This window comes from Microbacterium sp. NPDC055665, assembly GCF_053618035.1.
Genome location: NZ_JBSHGY010000002.1, coordinates 1 through 18829, shown reverse-complemented (window position 1 = coordinate 18829; position 18829 = coordinate 1). Strand labels below are relative to the sequence as shown.

Here is an 18829-nt window from a genome sequence, read left to right as displayed (position 1 = left end):
GGCATCATCTGCGGGATATCTCGCTGGCCCCATGGGCCGGGCTCCGAGCCCGCAGGCGGCCGGGGCATGGGCCCTCAACCGGCGAGCGCAGAGATCACTTCTGCTGCGACATCGGCGACGAGAGCGTTCTCGTAGGGGGTGTTGGCGGCGGGCTTCGTCGTGAAGATCACGATGATGAGAGAGCTTCCGGACGGTGGGTACGCGATTGCGACGTCGTTTCGCACCCCGCCGGCACCACCGGATTTTTCTGCGATATCCCAGCCAGCGGGTGCTCCTGCTCGGATGAGCTCATCACCAGTGCCGTTGTCCGACATCCATGCGATGAATATGGCGAGGTCATCGCCTCTCAGGCAGTCGCCGCCGACGATTGCTCCCATAGTGCTGGCGAAAGCAGCGGATGTCGTAGTGTTAGCAGTGTTGCCGGGCGTGATGAAGTTCAATCCGGGCTCTTCGTCGCGGAGGTCTGTGACGTCGTCAACTATCGACGCAAGTTCCGTCATGATGGCCTCGGGGCCGCCGAGATGGCGCATGACCAGGTTGGTGGCAACGTTGTCGCTGGTGCGGACCGACGCCTCGGCAAGTTCGCCGATCGTCAGCCCCGTCGCCAGGTGTTCGGTGGTGACCGGCGCGTATCCCGCTTTGTCGAGGTCGTCCTGCGTCCAGAACACGAGTTCCTCCCGTTCCTGAGGGGTGGTCGACCTGAGGAACGCGGCTGCGACGAATGCCTTGATAGTGGTCAATTCTCGCGACGAAGCATCGGCTGGCCCTTTGCCGCGATCCGGCTACGGGCGGAACTCTGGGTCCAACGGGTGCGTATGATCGCAGCGGGAGTCGACCGGTAGACGCTGATCTCTACTCGGACCTGCGCGATAGGGGCGACCAGATGCTGGGCATACAGGTTACGCGCCGCGTTCTCGACTTCGGCGAGGGTACTCACACGCGTCTGCTGGCCGATGTCAACGGCATGAACCAGCCACCAGCCCTTCTCGACGTATGCAGTCGCCTCGAATTGATGTGTCACCGGCGCTCCGTCCGCTCAGCCCGGCGAAGTTGCCGCTTGAAGGCAAGACACGCGAGCGTCGATTTCGTCACGGCCGGCGCGGAAAAGGCACCCAACCTCGAGCCGACTCCAGACTTGGACCCGCCACGGTCACGGGGCGAAGATGAAGCCCACTTCGCAGAATTCTTCGCCATTGGACAACACCCACACAGGGCGTCTGCTGCGTACTTCGGGATGGAGAGGGCCGAACAGGGGGATCGTGGGCCAGTGCGTCCTGGAGTTCACGGCGACGGCCTGGAGCAACCGGACGATCTCGACGACGAGATCAGCGTGGTCTTCTTCGCGGAGGAGATGCTCGCGGGAGTCCACCTCGACCTTGATGACGCGGTTCCCGGCGTACCGTCCGGCGTCCGTCACATCGACGGGAACCGTGAGGATCCCGACGGCGTCGAAGTCTCGGCGTGCAGCGGTGACGGCCGCGCGGGCCTTCGCGAGCTTCTCGGCCGAGCCTCGACGCCTGATGGCTAGACCCGCGGCGCGCGTCTTTCGGACTTCTCGCACGTTGCCCTTTCTGCAGTCGAAACCGTCGACGTGGCGACCACGATCATGGGGATCGGGAAACTCCCTAGGCACAGACCGCGCCACACCGTTTTCGTCACGTCAACCGACCAAAGCCATCCGCAGCAGCGACTGCGCGTAGCGACATCGGGACATCGCTGTCACCGGGTTCGTCGCCGGTTGCGGCGGACCCTCTTCACCGGTGTGTCGACGGTGGCCGGAGGTCGCAGTTGCGCGGGCACGAGGGGCTGGTTTTTGTCGAGCGCACTCTGCCCCCTCGACACGATCTCCTCGAACTGTTCATCAAGCGTCATGAACGTCTCCAAAATTCTTCACCTCCCGCGAAGGAGGACGTCTTCGTTCACGATCGCGAACGAAGACGTCCGATACTCCAGGAAGCCACGAGGTATCCGCCCCACGAGATCAGCCCGACGCCGATGATGGGGATAACCGCGCCGATGATTCCCTCCCGGGCGTTGGAGAGGATGCCGAGGTACGGGATCGCGTACCAGACCTCGCCGCGAACCTGTTCGCTGCTGATGGGAGTCGGGTCCGGCACTGCATTGTTGTCGCCCATCGTGACGAAAGAGCGGCTCCCACTCGAGCTCTGTACGACGCCCGTCACCCGATGCGTGATCACTGCCGCCTTTCCAGATTCGATCTGGTACGTGATGACGCTGCCCACTTGGAGATCGGTCGGGTCCACTGAGCGGACCACGATGAGAGTCCCCGGCGGGTAGGTCGGTTGCATCGATTCCGTCAAAATCGAGTAGCTCTGTGCTCCGGTGATCGCAGGAAGCGCAGTAGCGAGGAAGGCAATCATCAGGGTAAGCAACAACAGAGCCCAAGAGACCCCGATCCCGACGAGTGTGGTGATCGATACGGGTGCGGGGGGCTGTTCGCTGTCTTGCACGGGGAATGTCACTTCAGTCATCGTCGCCTCCGGGGTTGTGCCGTCGGCGTGCCCACAGCGTTGCGCCGATACCGACGCCGACGAGGGCCGCAGCCGCAGAGATCCATGCGAGCGGAACAGTTCCGCCCGTTCCGGGCAGAGGTGGCGCTGGGGGAGGAGCCGTTGCTGCCGTTGCGCAGGTGTACCGGCCGGGGAACTCCGGTTCGTTCGTCGCGACGATGTGGAGGCTGAACGCGGTCGATTCGGACTGGCCCTCCACTCCTGGCAGGTCGCCCAACGCCAGTGCCGCATCAAACGTCGTCGACTCTCCGATCTCCAGTGGATACCCGGCGACGACCTCGACGCACTCACGCGTGCTGAATGGCACGGTGGTGCTTTGGCCGCCGGGCGAGGACAGATCCAAGCTGAGCGCATCGCGGAGAACGGAGTCCGTCGTCACGACGTCCGTGAGGACGATGCGCAGATAGACGGGCTTCGTGGCACGGTTACGCACTGAGAAGTGATCTACCGCCTGCGACAGTGGCACGAGTGTGGTGCCGGCGAAGAGGCCGTCGATCGAGACGGTGTACACCGTTCCGTCGTCGGAGACCTCGATGGCGTCGCTGTCGTCGGCGACCGCGACGGCGGGTACTCCGGAACCGAGGACGACGAGCAGCGCGGCGAGGGCGGCGTGGAGGCGGCGTGTCATAGCCCGGCCGTGTTCCACGTGCTCGACTCGCCGACCAGGTTGTTGCAGGGCTGCGTCGTGAAGGCGGAACCGCTGCCGCCGGTACCGAACAGGCAATACCCGGTGGCAGCGTTGATGAGCTGGCGGGTGCCGTTGGACAGTACCTGCGGTATCCACCGTTGACGCAGATTGCTTGCGTCTCCGACTTGCGACTGGACGAGCGTTCCGGCCGTATTGGCTTCGAGAAAACCGTACGTGCTGTCAGTGGAGTCCGCTCTGATTTGAACAGAATCGGTACCAGGCACCGGTAGCTGCGCGAATCGCTCGTTGCGTGGCGTGACCGATGCGCTGGAGCAAGAGAATGCGATAAGGCTTGCGCCGGGTGCCGACAGATTCCCTCCGCCGCTGATGTTGTAGCACAGCCCGGCCGTGGCGAGGTGCACCGTCGGGGCATAGAGAGTCCCCGGCGTCAGGGGGCTGTACGGGAAGATGCGGAACGTCGACACGGTGGAGGTCGGCGTCGTCGCCGAAGCTGCAATGAAGTTGCCACGTTGCACCCGCCCCACATAGGTGGGGATGAATGACTGAGTCGAGGCGGAACCGAGCCGCGCGGCGACGACAGATCGGTTCTGTTCCGCGGCGGTCGAAGGGCTGGCAGGCAATGGTGTCGAGTTGGTGGGGTACCCGCGGACGCAGAAGTAGGCGCTCGCGTTCGGGAGTACGGCCGCGGAAGCGGAAGTGAGCCCCGTGGTCCACGTCGCGCTCACGGCGTTAGCTCCTGGTACGGATGATGTCGTGCAAGCGGCCGCGTTCAGTACCGGCCACACCGAGACCGACATGACGGATGCGAGCGGATGTGCGGCGGCAGCGTTGACGACGAGCGTCGCATCCGAGGTTCCCGTGTATGTTGACCCAGCCGACGGGGCGTTTCGAACCTCCACAAGATGGGTTGTCTGGTAATCGTCGTTGGAGACCCTCGAATCGATCGTGCTGAGTGTGGAGGTCGTAGTGATCGTTCCCGCCGTGGCCGTACCCGCCCCAGCGAGCGCCGCGGTCCAGGCGGCGTGCGCTGCGGGCGCGGAGGTGCCAGCGGCGATCAAGAGGAGGGCGCAGATCGCGGCCAGGGTCGCGCGTCGGCGCGTCGGGAGCTCGAAACGGTGGGTACTCACAGAGTCCTCGCGGTCAAGTCGATGGAGTAGGAGCCGATCAGTGTCCCCTGCATCGCCGCGGGGGTGCTTTCACTGAGCGTGATGCCCAAGCAGAACGTCACGTTCGTGCTGGGAAGGAATGGCAGCGGGCCGATCTCGACAGGCGTCGAAGACAACGAGGTGCCGACGGGGGGAGTCGAAGCGCACGCACCTTCGGTGATGCTCAGCCCCAGATACGGGCTGGTCGTCGCGTTGACGTGAGCGAGTAGTTGGAAATCGACGTTCCCGGTGTTTCGCACGGTGAACGTCGCCCCGCGGGTTTCGCCGGGGATCATCCCGTTGAGATCCCCCAGCGACACGGAGGTGGCGCTCGTGGGGACGGTGGTCCCGGCAGCGATCGCGGCGTTGATCGAGCCGGTGGTGATCGTGCCGGCGTCCACCGAATCCACGTCGTTCCACAGCGCGAGGCTCCCGGGTACTGCCGCCACTGCCGCCACGACGAGCGTGGCGACAGCGAGCGACCATGTCCCTGCCACGCTTGCGGACGCCGATCGCGTACGCAAGCGTGGTTGAAGGCTGGACCCTTCCATCAGTCTCACCGTGGGCCTGGTTACGGAGCCACCTGCTGCAGCACGAACGCAATGCTGCCGAGATCGACCGCCTGGTTCTGGGCGACGGTGTCGGTGACGGAGTCGGCCGGGAAGTCGACCTCAACGGTCACTGGAATCGTCAACGTGACCTCGGTGTCGGGTGTGTCCGAAACCACCGAGTACGTGTTCGGCGCGATCAACGTTGCCGTGCCACCCCCTGTGACGGCTCCCGTTGCCAGGGCGATGTCCAAGGCTGCGAGCAGCTCCGGATCCCCGGTGATCGAGTCCGGATCCAACGTCAACTCGGTATCTAGGTCATCACCCGCAAGAGTGACCGTCAGCTCCGCGGTGTAAGTGGCGGTGTTCCCGGGTACCCACAATGTGATATCGGTATCCCAAGATCCGCCGACGGCCGCGATCGTCATGGCACCGGAGTCGACCGGACCAGCGGCGACAGTTGCGGAGTCGTTCCACAGCGCCAGGGAACCTGCGCCCCCGGCCACAAGAACGAGCCCCACGCCTGCGACGACGAGACCCTTGCCCAACTTGTTCATCTTTACTTCCTCTCGAATTCTGCGTTGAATCGAACATCAAGCAGACATGCATCGCTACTCCTGCAACCTCTGCAGCGGAGCGACTCAGTCGTGCCGGGAGCCAAGCCAGGACTCTTGTGAGGTAAGACACCAGGGGGCCGGATTCCTAACGCTGAGCGTCGGATCTGACCGCGCAGACCGTGTCCAACGACATGACGGCTGCAATTGCCCCTGCCGCGGCTCGATCATCAGCCGCCCTCGCGTTATGAGAGGGGCGGGGTGTGGTCTATGAGAGTGGCGTGGTGGCCCACGGCGTTCTCCCCGGTACGCCTTCCCCTCCACTGCGTCGCTGCGGTTAGGCAGCGCGTCGACCCCCACTGACGCCCTGGCCTCCCGCAGGTGTGGGTGTACCGACCTCGAGTCGGTACACCCACACCAATTCCCGGCCGCAAGTTTCTGGTCTCACGGACCAGCTTCAGCCGTGAAAGGCGTGGGAGAAACACGCGGCCCCGAGCGTGCCCACGGATGGGGCCTACTCGGGGCCGGCAACCAGCTATTGGGTCCGGTCAACGGGGGACGAAGATGTAAGTGATCTCGCCTGCCCTGAGCGATGCCGACACGAAATAGTCCTCGCTCGTCGCTCCGAGCGAGTCCTCACTCGTCTGCCGAACATCGAAGCCGGCCGCCTTGAGTTCGTCGGCCGCTGCTGCGAGAAGATCGCTTGCGCTGGACCTCACGACAACTCGCACGCCGTTCGAGTCTGCTGTTTCCCCTTCGCTGGCGATCTCGCCATCGATGACGGGAAACTCTGATGACGTCGAGGAGTCGGGCTTATCGCCTTCTGAAGACGGTGCGGGTGTGCAGCCCGCGAGAAGCAGGAGCGCGAACCCGCCGACCGCGGCGTTCAGGGCGACTCGTCGCAGCTTCGAGAGCCGGGCAGGGTGGGTGTGAGCAGTGACGGGTGAGCTATGGAAGTCCATATAGATGGAGACTCCGCAATGAGAGGTTGATCACGCGCAACTCGGGGAGCGGGGGCCGTGGAGCCCCGCGCGCATGTCCTCAAGACAGTGATACCCGCCACCCCGTCGGAGGACCGACGGGGTGGCGGGTATCATTGGGGACGAATTAGTCCTGGGTGACGCGTCGCTTTCGCATCGCGGGCAGGAGCATCCCGGCTCCGAGGAGCAGGCCTCCGACAGCCCAGCCGATTCCTGCCTCGCCGCCGGTGTTCGCGAGGCCGTCTGGAGTCTCCGGAGCGGGGGTCGCGGTGGGGACGGCGATGAGGTCGACGGTTTCGGTGTTGGTGGCGTTGACGCCGTTCACGGTGAACGTGATCGTCGCCGTCCCCGCGTCCGTGCCCGTGAGCACGGCGCTGTAGGTGCCGTCGCCGTTGTCGGTGACTGCACCCACGGCACCGAGGTCGGTGCCGATGGTGACGGTGTCGCCGCCGACGGTGATCGGGTCGCCGTTGTAGTCACGCACGGTGACCGTCACCGTTGAACCGGTCGTGCCATCAGCCGGAATCGAACCCTCGGACACGGCGATCGTCGACGTTGTCGCGGTGGGCACCGCGATGAGGTTCACGGTTGCGGTGTTCGTGGCGTTCGCGCCGTTGACGGTGAAGGTGATCGTCGCCGTCCCCGCGTTCATGCCCGTGAGTGCGGCGCTGTAGGTGCCGTCGCCGTTGTCGGTGACCGAGCTGAGGTCACCGAGGTCGGTGTTCATGGTGATGGTGTCGCCGCCGACGGTGATGGGGGCGCCGTTGAGGTCACGGACGGTGACGGTCACCGTCGAACCCGTCGTGCCGTCAGCCGGGATGGACGACGGCGAGACCTCGATCGTCGACGTTGCTGCGGTGGGGACCGCAATGAGGTTCACGGTTGCGGTGTTGGTCGCGTTCGCGCCGTTGACTGTGAAGGTGATCGTCGCCGTCCCCGCGTTCATGCCTGTGAGTGCGGCGCTGTAGGTGCCGTCGCCGTTGTCGGTGACCGAGGTGAGGTCACCGAGGTCGGTGCCGATGGTGACGGTGTCGCCGCCAACACCGATCGGGTCGCCGTTGAAGTCGCGGACGGTGACGGTCACCGTCGAACCCGTCGTGCCACCTGCCGGGATGGACGACGGCGAGACCTCGATCGTCGACGTTGCTGCGGTGGAGGCCGCGACGAGGTCGACGGTTGCGGTGTTGATCGCGTTCGCGCCGTTGACGGTGAACGTGATCGTCGCGGTTCCTGCAGCGGTGCCCGTGAGTGCTGCACTATACGTGCCGTCACCATTGTCGGTGACCGCACCGAGCTCACCGAGGTCAGTGCTCATCGTGACGGTGTCGCCACCCACGGTGATCGGGTCGCCGTCAACGTCACGCGCCGTGACGGTCACCATCGAACTCGTCGTGCCGTCAGCCGGGATGGACGACGGTGAGACCTCGATCGTCGACGTTGCTGCCGTGGGGACCGCGATGACGTTCACCGGAACGGCGGGGCCACAGTTGGCGGACGAACCGGTCACGCACGGTGAGGCGTCGATGTTGATCGATGTTGCCGATGTCACCTGAGTGGTCGTGGGACCGACCTGTGTGGCGCGGGCGTTAATGTATAGGGTCTTCGAGCCCCCGGTAGGCAGATCGCCAACGGCCCAGTTTCCCGTTGAAGCGTCGTATCCGGCCTGGTCAGCGTCCAGGAAACTCATTCCGGTCGGCAGCGCGAACGACACCGCGACGTTCGTCGCGTCTGCGGGACCACCGTTGGTGACCGTGACGAAATATTGCGCGTCTTCGCGAAGCGGAGTTTCCGGGTCGGCCGCACCGGCGTCGACAACGAGGTCTGAGAACGGAGGATTCGTTGCATCCGTGTACGCGACGAGGTAGGAGGCGGAGTAACTCTCACCCGGCGCGAGATCCTTCTTCCACGCCAAGACTGCGCCGTTGTCCGTTCGCGTCGACATGCACGCGTTTGGGTAGCAGGTGTCCGCCATGGATGAGCCCGTGATGAACGGCAGCTGTCGCGCAGCCCAGTAGAGCGCGATGGTGTGGCCGCCGACAGCAGTCGCGCCGGGGGTCGCGGCGATGAGCGAGATCACTTCACCGTCTACCTGATCTGTGTGACACTCGGCTGTGCCAGGGGCAACGTTGCTGTACCCGAGATCGTCGCCGGCGAGGTAGCAGTCCCCGTACCCGGTGAGCTCCACCGGACGCGTGGTGCTCGCGTTGTTCGTCGTCGACATCTCAGTCCGAACGTAGTTGGCACCGATCACGTAGCTCAGCCGAGTGGAGAGCGTGAGGGAGTCAGACTCGTTGACGGTCTGAAGCCAGAACGGATCCGCGGGCGTGCCGGAACCTCCGTACGTCTGGGCCCCACCCACTACGCCGGAGAGAGCCTCTTCAGGATTCGTGGCCTTCACCGTGGAGGCGGCCCCGAATGCGTCTTCCGTTCCCCAGAAGGTTTGTCCGAACTCGGCCGAGTAGACCTGGAAGGTGCCCCGATCTGTGAGGGTGACTCGTTCGATCGGGCTTCCGGGCGTCACGATGACGCCGGGGCTGATCGCCTCGCCTGCGGCCTGTGCAGGTGAGGTGCCCAGCACACCTGCACAGATGGCGCCCACGGTGACAATTCCGGCGGAGTAGCTGCGGAACGCTTTGCGACCTCGCCGCGTGCGTTCAGGATGTTGATTCTGCATTCTTTCGGTTTCCTTACTGTGTGGTCGATAGCGAGCTTCTACTTCGCTCGCTGCTCTCGTAACGGGGGCACGGGCGAGGAGCGACCTGTCCTGGCTACGCGCCATCGGGCGGGCGCCGTAAACCCGCCGTGAACAAGCGGCGCCCGGAGTCTGGGGACTGCGCTCCTAGAACGGTGTTGTTTCGCCGACCTCCCCGAAGGAGTAATGAACGAGAGATCCATCCACGGAGACGAAAACGTAGAGTTCGTCATCGAACGCGGAAACGGATGCTGAACTAGTCCCGTATACAGTGAACTCCGCGTCCTCCATCTCAGCCGCCACATCGTCGAGCGGGGCTGGTGACGTCGTTCTGACCGTGAGGGAAAACTCTGGCTCGCTGAGATCGGTGTGGTCGAGGACTTCGCCCGCGACGATCGGCAGTTCCGCCAGTCGCGGATCCGTTGCTTTCTGGCCATCAACCGGAGGCCCAGCGCAGCTGGTCAGAGCGATCGTGATCGCCGCTACCATCGATAATGCGAACGGCTTGCGATGGTGAACTGGCTCGAAGGCTCGCCTGGCCAGTGTTCCGGTTCGAACGCGCGAGTGCGAATTGACAGAATCCATGTCAGACCAGACCCGGATATCGAGAATCCGTCACGGAGTGACGCCCGGTCCTTGATGACCCTGGGTATACGGCTCTGGGTGCTGGGCGCGTGCCGCAGATCTGCTCTGCCATGAGCAAGCTCGCCGGGTCTCCGTACGCCGGCATCCGCTGGGAGCTGCAACGTTATCGCGGGCGCTGTTCTGCATCTGTATCTCGGAAGGCTCATCCATCGAGCCGGCAGACGTAGCTGGATCCAGCGCAGCGACCGAAAGAAGTTCAGCTTGGCGACCCAAACTACCCCCGAGGCGAGCAGCACCTCTGCGCGCCCTCCCGTGCTCGACTCCGAGCACCGTCCGACGCGACCTCGGCGGACGATTCTGAGCCGCGTCGTGATGATTCTGGTGGGCTTGTTCACCGCATGGCACATCGCCGCCAGTTTCCTGTGGATCGGACCGGTCACCCCGCTTCGCGACCTCGTACCCGGCAATGTGCTGTCGCAGTACATGCTGCCGATGTTCGGTCAGAGCTGGAGCGTCTTCGCGCCGGCTCCGATCAACGGCAATTATGAGTTCCAGGTTCGTGCGGTTCTCGCCGATGAGTCGGGCACGGAGATCACCACGGAGTGGGTGTCCGCGAGTGATGCCGAACTCACGATGCAGCGCCACAATCTCTTCCCTCCGCGCGCCTCGAACCTCGCGCTGCAGCAGGCTTCGAAGCTGAAGCGGGCGTGGGATGCGCTGACACCCGAGCAGCAGGAGGTGACAGAGCTCAACTACTTCAAGAACGACGACTGGCTCGGTCGCATGCAGATCGCACTCAATGAAGTGAACGAAAACAAGAACACGGCGGCTGTGGTCGCCTACATCGTTCAAGAGCGCTACTCCGACGCGTACGCCGTGCAAGTGGCGCGTGCCGTCTGGGGCGACTCCGTCGTTCGCGTTCAGTTCCAGGCGAGTAGGCAGAACATCATTCCGTTCGAGCAGCGTCATGACCCCGATGCCGAGCTCCCTGCTCTGCAGTTCGCTCCGACCGGCTGGCGCGGGATCATCGTGATGCCAGGTCAGTCCGAATCGCAGTTCGCGGAAGTGTTCCGTCCCGCATACGAGAAGGTGAGCGGCAAGTGACGACGACGACCGAAACAGAGACGATCCTCCCCGAGCAGGACGCTCCCGACGAGGTACAGGCTCCAGGCGTCGAACCGAACCGATCGGTGACGCGCGCGCCTGCTCGGCGGGTCCTCCGGACCGCTTTTGACTTGTTCAGGGCGGTCTTGAGCAGCGCGCGGGAGGGGGTGGGGAACCTCTGGCAGGCCGGCGAATCATGGATTCTCGACGGCAAGCGAGCCAGTTACGGAATCGCGGTCACTCGGATGCTCCTCGGCGGAGCGGTCCTCGGCGTCCTGCTGACGAACTTCTCCACCCGCTTCTACACCTTCGGGGCGGGGATGGCCTGGACGGGGCAGCTCGAGTACCCGGGCAGCGAGTTCATGAACATCTGGCCGTTCGGCCTCTTTCTCCAGGCGGCTTCGACGCCGGTCATTTCGACATTGCTCTACCTGGCGGCGATCGCATTCGCGGTTCTGTTCATCATCGGCTATCGCACACGGCTCGCATCGATCGGTCTGTTCGTCATGTGGATCGCCATCATCGAGTCCAACACGTACGTCAACGATCAGAGCGACAACCTGATCCGGATCGCGCTGATCGTCATGTTCTTCGCCGCGCCGTCGACGCGCTGGTCGTTGGACGCACTCAGACGGCGACGGCGCGCAGGACGGGTTCCTGGTGGCTGGGGCCGGACCTGGCTCGTGCGCTGGTGGCGTTTCGAGCCGGTTCTGCCAGAGTGGTTCACCAACAGCCTCCACAACTTCGCGATCATCGCCCTGGCGTGCCAGGTGTCGTTCATCTACGTGTCCGGTGGGCTGTACAAGGCCGGCGGCGGACCATGGTCAGGTGGCACGGCGATCTACGATCCGCTCCACGTGGCCCAGTTCGCGCCCTGGCCGGAGCTGAGTGAGCTCGTCACGGCATGGGGCCCGGGGGTCGCTTTCGCCACGGTGCTCACACTCCTGGTACAGACCACGTTCCCGCTACTTCTCCTGCGCCGCGGAACACGTATCTTCGCGCTCGTCGTGATGCTGTGCTTCCACCTCGGTATCGCACTCCTCATGGGGCTGCCCTGGTTCTCCCTGGCGATGATCGCGATCGACGCCATCTTCATCCGTGACGTCACATGGCGGCACCTCAGCCAGACCCTCGGTACGGCGTGGCGCAGGCAGGGCGACGCTTCGGCGAGGGTCGCGGAGACGGCGTGAGCGAAACGCCCGACGTCGTCGTGGTCGGGAGCGGGCCGAATGGTCTCGCGGCGGCAGTGACGATGGCCCGCGCCGGGCTCCGTGTTCAGGTCTTCGAGCAATCTTCGGCCGTGGGCGGGGGTGCACGGACAGCGGAGCTCACGTTGCCGGGGTTCCTGCACGACGTGTGTTCAGCGGTGCATCCGATGGCACTCGCTTCGCCCTTCTTCGAGGCATTCGAGCTCGCCCAACGGGTGGAGTTCGTCACCCCGTCGTTGTCGTACGCCCACCTGGCCCCCTCGTTCACAGGTGTCGCGTATCGAGAGCTTGAGCGGACGGCGGACGCACTGGGAAGAGATGGGCGGGCCTGGACATCTTTGATGGAGCCTCTGGTGCGGCGGTTCCGCGACCTTGCTGATCTGTCATCCGCGCAGCTCCTCCGTGTTCCGCCGTCGCTTTCGGCGGCAGCCCTGCTGGGTCGTTCCGTCGCCGAGCAGGGATCGTCTCTTGGTCGGTTCCGATTTCGGGATGAGGTCGCACCGGCGCTTCTCGCAGGCGTTGGTGCGCACGCCATCCAGCCCTTTCCTTCTCTCGGAGCAGCAGCAGTCGGACTCGTCCTGGGCGCTCACGCACATGCGGGCGGGTGGCCCATAGCGATCGGTGGAAGCCGGGCGATCGTCGACTCGCTCGAGCAGGACCTGGTGCGCCACGGAGGAGAGCTGGTGTTCAACCACCGCGTCGGGTCGCTTCGGGAATTGCCCCCCGCTCGCTGCACCTTGCTCGATGTCAGTGCGCGGTCGTTCGTCTCGCTGGCGGATGGGACCTTGCCGGCCGGCTATTCGCGTCGCCTGGAGCGCTTCCGCTACGGTCCGGGGGTGGCGAAGGTCGACTTCGCGCTTTCCGCTCCAGTGCCGTGGTCGGATGTTCAGCTCGCCGATGCGGGGACGATCCATATCGGGGGTTCGGCCGCTCACGTCAGGTTCGCGGAGCGAGAGATCGCACGAGGACGACACGTCGAGGAGCCCTTTGTCCTCGTATCCCAGCCGACACGCTTCGATGCCACCCGCGCACCGGAGGGGAAGCACGTTCTCTGGGCCTACGCGCATGTCCCGGCGGGCTCCACGGTCGATCAGCTGGAAACGATCGTCCGGTTGGTCGAGCGCCATGCCCCGGGCTTCCGCGATGTGATTCTCGCTACGCACAGCTCATCCGCCGCTGACCTCGGTGAATACAATCCCAACTACGTCGGTGGCGACATCGCGGCAGGAGCATCCGATCTTCGGCAGCTTGTAGCCCGCCCGACGCTGTCGACCTCTCCCTGGTCTACGCCCGTTGACGGGGTCTACTTGTGTTCCTCGTCCACGGCGCCAGGCCCTGGGGTTCACGGGCTCTGTGGATGGAACGCAGCAAAAGCTGCCTTGCGCACGACTTTCGGCCTGCCTGAGCCGAGTCTGGGCATCGTGTAGTTACGCGTTGCCTTCTTCACGATGCCAGGCCGCACGGAGTCCTTGGCGAGCACGATAGGTGAGCATTGCCGCGGCGCTCGGTGAGATGCCCATGATCTCGCCGATCTCGGTGGGCCTCAGTCCCTCGATCTCGCTGTGCCACAGCGCAAGCTGCCATCGACGAGGCAGGGAACGAAATGCGCTGACCACGGCGGTCCGATCACCGAAATCCAAGTAGATCGTCAGGTCGGGCAGGTCTTCAACCAGTTCGAGGCTGACGGACGTGCTGCGAGACTCTCGTCGGGCCCAGTTGGCGATGACGTTCTTCACCGTCACGATCAGGTACGCGCGGAACGCGATCGCCGGCCCACCACCGCGTCGTATAGCGGTGAGGACGCGCACGAATGCCTCCGCGGCGACGTCTTCCGGATCGAAAGTGCGGGTACTTTGAAACGCCACAGCGACGGCTACCGAACGGTAGCGACGCCAAAGAGCGGCAAACGCCTCGTCGTCACCAGCCCGAACTCTCGCCAACAGGTTCGCGTCGGTGCTGCTGTGCTCCTTCTGCGCTGTCGGCTGGTCGCGGTCGTCCGTCTCGGGCGGGGAGGGCGACCCGTTTCTTGGCGTACTGCAGCTGGGCTTGTCTGAGGGTTTGGAATGCATACATCGAGCGTCGAAAATCGCCGTTCGATGCGGATGCGCACAATTACCCTATTGAGTGCCTGTCTTGGCTCGATCGCGTTGTCGAGTACCACGCGGCGACTTGAGTGCGGGATGTCATATTCAGTTTGGTAAGCACGCGCTGGACGTGGCCGTGAACTGTTCGGACGGAGAGCACCAATCGCTGAGCGATCGATTGGTTCGAGAGACCCTCCGCAATGAGTGATGCCACCTCCCACTCCCGAGCCGTCAGCTGCGGCGCATCGAGGGACGTGCTCCGTCCCTCGGGACGGCGCTTCTCGCCTAGCGCTACGCGGATCCCATCATCGATGGAGAATGAGCTACCTCGATCGAACGCAGCTCTGTACTGGCTGGCGCCGAGTCGAGCCCTTGCGCGCCCCTCGAAATCACGCGCATCTTGATGGAACAGGGGGACGGCAGATGGCAGCGTTCCTGAACGCCGCCAGAGTGGTTGCGCCGCACCGAGGAGGAGTGCGCACCCCTGTGCATCGCCTTCATGCAGCGCGACACCTGCAAGCGTCTGGATCGCCTGCGCCATTCCCATTGCGTTCCCGAGCTCCCGCTGCAGCACGAGAGCGTGTCGGGTGAGGGCGCGTGCGGCCGAGCTGTCGCTTCTGCGCATGGCTATCGCTCCTGCGTTGAGCAGGAGCGAGGAGCATTCGTACCGCTCTCCGGTCATCTCCGCTTGCCTAAGGATCTCCGTACGAAGTTTGAGCGATTCGTCGCTTCTGCCGAGGCGATCGAGTGCGAGGGCGAGACGCACGGTGAAACCGGAATCCACGGCGGCCGAAGGGTCGTCGCGCTGCAGGGCGATGGCGCGGCGGTACAACGCAATCGATTCCTCCGAATCAGGCATCAAGGTCGCGATCGCGCCGTCGATATAGGAGCGGAGCACGTCATCCTGCAGCTGATCAGCGATCAGCCTGCTCCGGATGAAGTCCTCGTGAGCCGTCGCGTGCTCCCCATAGAGCCCGGCGAGAACACCATGAAGGGTCAGCGCGAATGAGCGGGAGGTCGTTGGCTGCGACGTGCGGACCAGCGCGCGATTCAACCAGGCGCGGAGTTCGTCGAGGCGTCCGTGCGCTTGCCACACGATTCGCCATCCGAGCGTGAGGAGAGGGAGCGCAGACTCTTCCTCTCCCGGTGTGCTGAGCGCAAATTCGAGTGCTGCACGGATGTTGGGAAGTTCGTGAAGGAAATAGCTCAGCCACGAAGCCTGATCTGGCCCGATCCACGCGGCTGACGCGTCGCGAAGGCGTTGCACGTACCAGTCGCGGTGCGCACGGCGGGCCTCGAGCAATTGGCGGGGCGGGAGTCGCTCAAGCCCGAAGTGTCGAAGCGTCTCGAACATTCGATACCAAACTCGTCGACCGAACTCGACGCGCGAGACGATTGACTTCTCCGCAAGCGACTCCAGCAACCGAAGCGTTTCTGCCTCGTCAAGACCGAGCGGAGTCATCGTGTGGGTGGTGGCCTCGAGGTCGATGAGACCGCCGAATACAGCCATGCGGGACCATGCCTGCTGTTCTCGTGGCGTGCAGAGGTCAAAGCTCCATTCGATTGCTGATCGGAGGGTCCGGGTCCGTCGTGAGCTCCCTCTCGGGCCGGTGGAAACGGCGTCGAGAGGCTCTCTGATCCGCTCCGCGAGCTGGCTCACTGAGAGCACGCGCGTGCGTGAAGCCGCCAGTTCGACGGCGAGTGGGATGCCATCGACTCCACGGCAGATCGCTTCTACATGCGCGAGATCGGTAGCATCGACGGAATCGCGAGGGACCCAGTCTGCGATTCGATCGAGGAAGAGTTCGGCCGCCGGGGACAGCTCTGTCGATGCTCGTTCAGGCTCAGCTATCGGAAGGGGGGCCAGCAAACAAACACGCTCTCCGGCGATTCGCAGCGTCTCCCTGCTCGTGCAGAGAATCTTCACGGTGGGGGAGCGTGCGATGAGAAACGTCACGAGCGACGCAACCCCGTCCGCAACGTGCTCGCAGTTGTCCAGCACGATCAAGACGGTTCGGGCGGCGAGGTACTTCATGAGCGCGATCTCTGCTCCGACCTGCCATACGCGAACACCCATCGCGCCCGTAACTGCATCGGCGACCTGGTTGCTCTCGGAGGTGGTGGTGAGATCGATGAAGTAGATGCCGTCCTTGAAGCTGCGACGTAGTCCTGCTGCTGCGCGTATCGCCAACCGACTCTTGCCGACGCCGCCCGCGCCGACGATGGTCACGAGTGAACTCTCCTCGAGCAGGCGTCGAGCGCGTGCCAGTTCACTCCGTCGCCCGACGAAGCTCGTGTGTTCCGGGGGAATCTCGCTCATCAGCGGAGCGAGGCTACTGTGTGACGTCGCTTCCTCCCGACCGTGTGGATGCGTGCTGCCCCGACCAAGGCGCCGCCGGCGTCAAGTTACGTACCGGCGGCGACGTAGTCGAGAATACTCTCCTGGCGGAAGGACACGGAGTCTTCCCAAAGGGCACCGGGACGGGCCTATGGTCGCGGCTCGGCCCGAGAGCACAGGCGGACGAAGCCCGCTGGCCGCCGCCGGGGAGGCCTGGTGCTGCCAGACGGACGGCGACCTACCATGCCCAGCCCTCGATGCTTTCAAGGAGTTGTGTACGTTCTGAGGTCAGGGTTATGTGCCCGATACCAGCGTGCGCGTTCCGTTGGGTGAGAATCCAGCTGCTGAGCTTCTGCTCATCCGGGGTCGGGAAGGTCGAATTCGGGAATCGAGCGTGCTCGTCGACGAACCGCGCGAGCTCGGCATACCTCCGCTCCCAACGCGCATCTCCGTTACCTGTCCTCCGCGTCGGGTCTGCCTGGGGCCGCGTCATCTGTATCTCTCGCTCCTTCGATTCTGGAACCGCCGCGCAGTCGAGAAACTGGGAGGCGTAACTGCACTGAGGCGGTGGGCCAGCGGGTCAAGGCTGCTGGCCCACCGTGGTGCGAGTGGCGGCGGGAGCCCGAAGGGGGGACCCGCACGTGAAGGCTACTCACACATAGCGGATGCAGTTCGTCGCGGGCGATAACGCCACCTATGTGCGTCCGCGAAGACCGACCTCGGTCGGCCGATCCCAGTCGCAGACTCGGGCACGTCCCGGGGTGATGTCCGTGCGCGTGGGCTCCGGCTGACACTTCCGAGCTCGAATCGTCGGATGTGCTCGAGAGCGTTCAGCGATGTCTCGCACCTAGCGTGCCGGATATCGGGCTGGCCTCAGCGGCAAGAGGAGAGGCGGTCAATGCTCTGAATCAGCGTTATGGCGGGACCGCTCCGGGCTCGAAACACCCGAAGGGCGTATCGCGTCTTCATTCGACTCTTACAGGAGCATCCACTATGAATCGAGATCCAGGTCCGGCAATCAACACAGCGGCCCCACCAGGAGGCAGGCGGCGCCTGCTCCGTATCGCTGGCGGATCCGCGGCGCTGGTCGTCGCGATTGGCGTTGTCGTCACGGCACCGGCTGCACACGCCGCAGAGACCCCCGACGGATACCAGCAGCTCAGCGGGTGGGTGCCGAATGCCGCCACCTCGTCCGTCGTTCTTGACATGCCTGGAACCTTCGCGGACCTCGGCGCGCAGGCGGTGTTTATGTCGACGGACGGTTTGTCGACACCGGGTGGGGATGCGGTAACTGCCAGGCTCGCTCCCACAGCGGCGGCTTACCCCGCCGGTTGCTTCACCGATGCAGTAACCGGCGACGTGATGCCCTGCGGCTCTACGACGGCGCGCCTCGTCTTCTCCCAGCCACTCATCAACCCGGTGATCGCGACCAACGGTGGCAGCGGAGGCTTGACCGGGGTAGCGGGCAATCCAATCTGTTTCGTGACGCTGCAGGGGGTCACCTTCACCCAGGTGAATGGGCAGACTCCGCAGACGGGCCAGATCGAGCCGACTGCTCTTCACGCAAACGCACTTTGGGATCCATCGACGCTGTCCCTCACTGGCTCCGCCCCAAGCATCATTGACCCAGACGGCGAGTGCCTCGCCGAAAACGTCGACTATTCAGCGCTTTCAGGCACGTCGTACTTCCAGATCAACGGCGTGGTCTCAAGCATCGACATCGCGACTCCGCTGGTTAACACCATGCTTCGGAACACTGGCGAACCCCATACCGGCAACGTGGCGCCGAGCATCAGCGGTGTTCCGATCTCCGTCCGCTCAGCATTCGCGGATCTCTCGATTGAGAAGTCGGGTCCGGCAGTCGTCGAGCCCGGCGGGACACTGGACTGGACACTCACGCTCACGGTCCCTGACACCGGGGCGAACTCGAACGGCCTCATCATTCGCGATGCGGTGCCCGCCGAGGTCATCAACCCTCAGCTTGTCTCCCCGTTCCCGTTCTGTGAACTGGTTGGGCATGACCTTGAGTGTGTGCTCTCGCCAGCGGTTGGGGGCACACCGACCGAGTGGTTGACTGTCCCTACAGCTTCCCCACTGGTTTCGCAGCTCACAGGCGGCGACGTGAATACCCCGGTCCCGCCGGCGGCGGGGAATTACATCGTCCTGCCGATTGAGCTGACGGGAACCGCGCCGTCTGCTCCCGGCACCACGATTCAGAACGTCGCCACGGTGGCTGGCGTCGATATTGACCCGGACCCGACGAACAACGTCAGCGAGTGGGACACCGCCGTTGAAAACACTGAGTCGAACGCGGCGGCGTCGGCGGCGGCGGATGCGAACGGGAACCCGGCAGCGGTTGCTGCGGGGAACGCGGACGCGTCCACCCAGGCCAGCGCGGCAGCGGATGTGAC

The 18829-nt window shown here is 64.3% G+C and carries 18 protein-coding genes; 4 read left to right on the top strand and 14 right to left on the bottom strand.

Annotated elements, in window-relative coordinates; genetic code table 11:
* Positions 1 to 74: 74 nt before the first annotated feature.
* From ACWGO6_RS05760 to ACWGO6_RS05710, 11 genes are all read right to left on the bottom strand, one after another.
* Positions 75 to 740, bottom strand: coding sequence for a serine hydrolase (locus ACWGO6_RS05760; protein WP_452326132.1), 666 nt, complete (start codon positions 738 to 740; stop codon positions 75 to 77).
* Complete coding sequence (locus ACWGO6_RS05755; protein ID WP_452326131.1) at positions 737 to 1021, bottom strand: hypothetical protein; 285 nt, start codon at positions 1019 to 1021, stop codon at positions 737 to 739. Before ACWGO6_RS05755 ends, ACWGO6_RS05760 begins: the two co-directional genes overlap by 4 nt.
* Positions 1022 to 1150: 129 nt before the next feature.
* A complete protein-coding gene (locus tag ACWGO6_RS05750) occupies positions 1151 to 1645 on the bottom strand; it encodes a hypothetical protein (protein WP_452326130.1) in 495 nt (164 codons plus the stop codon).
* 274 nt (positions 1646 to 1919) lie between these two features.
* Positions 1920 to 2492, bottom strand: a complete 573-nt coding sequence (locus ACWGO6_RS05745) for a signal peptidase I (protein WP_452326129.1) — start codon at positions 2490 to 2492, stop codon at positions 1920 to 1922.
* Complete coding sequence (locus ACWGO6_RS05740) at positions 2485 to 3159, bottom strand: hypothetical protein (protein ID WP_452326128.1); 675 nt, start codon at positions 3157 to 3159, stop codon at positions 2485 to 2487. The genes ACWGO6_RS05745 and ACWGO6_RS05740 overlap by 8 nt, the downstream gene beginning before the upstream one ends.
* Positions 3156 to 3905 (bottom strand): RICIN domain-containing protein, encoded by a 750-nt coding sequence (locus ACWGO6_RS05735; protein WP_452326127.1) that lies wholly within the window; start codon positions 3903 to 3905, stop codon positions 3156 to 3158. The genes ACWGO6_RS05740 and ACWGO6_RS05735 overlap by 4 nt, the downstream gene beginning before the upstream one ends.
* 398 nt (positions 3906 to 4303) lie before the next feature.
* The gene (locus ACWGO6_RS05730; RefSeq protein WP_452326126.1) at positions 4304 to 4822 is read right to left on the bottom strand and encodes a SipW-dependent-type signal peptide-containing protein; all 519 of its coding nucleotides are present in this window, start codon (positions 4820 to 4822) and stop codon (positions 4304 to 4306) included.
* A 74-nt stretch (positions 4823 to 4896) separates the two neighbouring features.
* Positions 4897 to 5421, bottom strand: a complete 525-nt coding sequence (locus ACWGO6_RS05725; protein ID WP_452326125.1) for an alternate-type signal peptide domain-containing protein — start codon at positions 5419 to 5421, stop codon at positions 4897 to 4899.
* A gap of 554 nt (positions 5422 to 5975) precedes the next feature.
* The gene (locus ACWGO6_RS05720; RefSeq protein ID WP_452326124.1) at positions 5976 to 6389 is read right to left on the bottom strand and encodes a hypothetical protein; all 414 of its coding nucleotides are present in this window, start codon (positions 6387 to 6389) and stop codon (positions 5976 to 5978) included.
* A 145-nt stretch (positions 6390 to 6534) separates the two neighbouring features.
* Complete coding sequence (locus tag ACWGO6_RS05715) at positions 6535 to 9006, bottom strand: invasin domain 3-containing protein (protein ID WP_452326123.1); 2472 nt, start codon at positions 9004 to 9006, stop codon at positions 6535 to 6537.
* Between the two features lie 240 nt (positions 9007 to 9246).
* The gene (locus tag ACWGO6_RS05710; RefSeq protein ID WP_452326122.1) at positions 9247 to 9588 is read right to left on the bottom strand and encodes a hypothetical protein; all 342 of its coding nucleotides are present in this window, start codon (positions 9586 to 9588) and stop codon (positions 9247 to 9249) included.
* A gap of 357 nt (positions 9589 to 9945) precedes the next feature.
* On the opposite strand from ACWGO6_RS05710, the gene ACWGO6_RS05705 reads away from it, so the two are divergent.
* From ACWGO6_RS05705 to ACWGO6_RS05695, 3 genes are all read left to right on the top strand, one after another.
* On the top strand, positions 9946 to 10788 hold the full coding sequence (locus tag ACWGO6_RS05705) for a DUF5819 family protein (RefSeq protein ID WP_452326121.1): 843 nt from the start codon (positions 9946 to 9948) through the stop codon (positions 10786 to 10788).
* Positions 10789 to 10934: 146 nt separating this feature from the next.
* Positions 10935 to 11978: an HTTM domain-containing protein gene (locus tag ACWGO6_RS05700; protein WP_452326120.1), complete on the top strand. Its 1044-nt coding sequence runs from the start codon at positions 10935 to 10937 to the stop codon at positions 11976 to 11978.
* Positions 11975 to 13423, top strand: coding sequence for a phytoene desaturase family protein (locus ACWGO6_RS05695; RefSeq protein ID WP_452326119.1), 1449 nt, complete (start codon positions 11975 to 11977; stop codon positions 13421 to 13423). Before ACWGO6_RS05700 ends, ACWGO6_RS05695 begins: the two co-directional genes overlap by 4 nt.
* Here ACWGO6_RS05695 and ACWGO6_RS05690 read toward each other — a convergent pair whose 3' ends face one another.
* The 3 genes from ACWGO6_RS05690 to ACWGO6_RS05680 all read right to left on the bottom strand — a co-directional run bounded on the left by ACWGO6_RS05690 (position 13424) and on the right by ACWGO6_RS05680 (position 16911).
* Positions 13424 to 14065, bottom strand: a complete 642-nt coding sequence (locus ACWGO6_RS05690) for an RNA polymerase sigma factor (protein WP_452326118.1) — start codon at positions 14063 to 14065, stop codon at positions 13424 to 13426.
* 43 nt (positions 14066 to 14108) lie between these two features.
* Positions 14109 to 16400 (bottom strand): ATP-binding protein, encoded by a 2292-nt coding sequence (locus ACWGO6_RS05685; RefSeq protein ID WP_452326117.1) that lies wholly within the window; start codon positions 16398 to 16400, stop codon positions 14109 to 14111.
* A 256-nt stretch (positions 16401 to 16656) separates the two neighbouring features.
* Complete coding sequence (locus ACWGO6_RS05680; protein ID WP_452326116.1) at positions 16657 to 16911, bottom strand: helicase associated domain-containing protein; 255 nt, start codon at positions 16909 to 16911, stop codon at positions 16657 to 16659.
* Positions 16912 to 17624: 713 nt separating this feature from the next.
* Here ACWGO6_RS05680 and ACWGO6_RS05675 point away from each other — a divergent pair.
* On the top strand, positions 17625 to 18829 hold a 1205-nt coding region (locus tag ACWGO6_RS05675; RefSeq protein ID WP_452326115.1), incomplete at its 3' end, for a hypothetical protein.

Excerpts from the sequence above, each read along its gene's own strand:
- ACWGO6_RS05745 (WP_452326129.1), bottom strand. The coding sequence starts at position 2,492 with ATGACTGAAGTGACATTCCCCGTGCAAGACAGCGAACAGCCCCCCGCA.
- ACWGO6_RS05685 (WP_452326117.1), bottom strand. The coding sequence starts at position 16,400 with ATGAGCGAGATTCCCCCGGAACACACGAGCTTCGTCGGGCGACGGAGT.
- ACWGO6_RS05690 (WP_452326118.1), bottom strand. The coding sequence starts at position 14,065 with ATGCATTCCAAACCCTCAGACAAGCCCAGCTGCAGTACGCCAAGAAAC.
- ACWGO6_RS05720 (WP_452326124.1), bottom strand. The coding sequence starts at position 6,389 with ATGGACTTCCATAGCTCACCCGTCACTGCTCACACCCACCCTGCCCGG.
- ACWGO6_RS05680 (WP_452326116.1), bottom strand. The coding sequence starts at position 16,911 with ATGACGCGGCCCCAGGCAGACCCGACGCGGAGGACAGGTAACGGAGAT.
- ACWGO6_RS05710 (WP_452326122.1), bottom strand. The coding sequence starts at position 9,588 with ATGGTAGCGGCGATCACGATCGCTCTGACCAGCTGCGCTGGGCCTCCG.
- ACWGO6_RS05740 (WP_452326128.1), bottom strand. The coding sequence starts at position 3,159 with ATGACACGCCGCCTCCACGCCGCCCTCGCCGCGCTGCTCGTCGTCCTC.